This is a genomic window from Xanthomarina gelatinilytica (assembly GCF_000348685.1).
GTDB classification, from domain to species: domain Bacteria; phylum Bacteroidota; class Bacteroidia; order Flavobacteriales; family Flavobacteriaceae; genus Xanthomarina; species Xanthomarina gelatinilytica.
In genome coordinates this window covers 1-1,044 of sequence record NZ_ANLA01000041.1, presented here as the reverse complement: position 1 = coordinate 1,044, position 1,044 = coordinate 1, and the positions used below count along the sequence as shown (strand labels likewise).

At 35.9% G+C, this 1,044-nt stretch carries 1 protein-coding gene; it reads left to right on the top strand.

Going from position 1 to position 1,044, the window contains the following annotated elements:
* Window positions 1-138: 138 nt before the first annotated feature.
* A complete protein-coding gene (locus tag D778_RS14010) occupies window positions 139-882 on the top strand; it encodes an HNH endonuclease (RefSeq protein WP_007651917.1) in 744 nt (247 codons plus the stop codon).
* Window positions 883-1,044: the final 162 nt, after the last annotated feature.

Sequence of the window (1,044 nt, the reverse complement as noted above, 5' to 3'; positions counted from 1 at the left end):
AAACTTAAGACGTGTATAGCTCATTGCGGCTGAATTCCTAATCGGAATTCATTGCAATTTGCTATCTTCGTTTTACGGCGGAAAATCCACACGGATTTCCCGCAACGAGCCATACACAAATGCGTTACCCACAAGCTAATGAAACTCATAGATAACATTGAAGAATTAGAACAAAACCTGGAAACAGTTGAGTTTTATCTAACTGAAGGAACGGATTTTGAAAATGACACAACTATCGGACTTGTTCGTGCTGGAGCTTGCTACGTGGCATATGAAATTGACAATGAATTACGATTTGCACCAAGCAGATTTGTTGGTTATAAAAACAATAATTTAGACCAACATCTGAATTCACACAAAGATGGACGAGATACAAATGTTGTTATTCAAAGAGTGTTAGACGACAAACTTGGACCGAATGAAAAATTAGAAAAAGCATTTCTTAAATATTGTCGAAATCTCGGAATTGAGCCTTATAACAAAAAGAGAAAATATTGGAAATTTAATCTGTCGAGGGAATTTAAATCTAATGCAGAATTAGACGGAGAATTTCCCGAAGGGAAAATATCTGAAAGAAAACATAAATTTCGTGAACGGAATTCAAAAGTAGTACAACTTGCCAAACAGAAATTTAAGGACGAAAATGGTCGTTTATTTTGTCAAGTTTGTGAATTCGACTTTGAGAAAGAATATGGAGAAATCGGAATAGATTTTATTGAGGCACATCATACAATTCCAGTTAGCGAAATGAAAGCCGGACATAAAACGAAGATTGAGGATATTGCGATGCTATGTCCTAATTGTCACAGAATGGCACACAAGAAAAGACCGTGGCTGAAAATGACGGAATTGAAAAAATTACGAAAAAAAGCCAGTGGGTAACAATGTATAACCGCAATTACGGCGGATTCGACTACGTCCGAATCCACTCGGAATTGCTAACGTCAGTGTTTAATCTGAAAATTAATTAACTTTAAACCGTAACTGTCGGTTATACGAGACCGTCAGACTGTCTAATAACTTCTCATAGTTTTTAATAAAAAC

Excerpts from the sequence above, each read along its gene's own strand:
- D778_RS14010 (WP_007651917.1), top strand. The coding sequence starts at position 139 with ATGAAACTCATAGATAACATTGAAGAATTAGAACAAAACCTGGAAACA.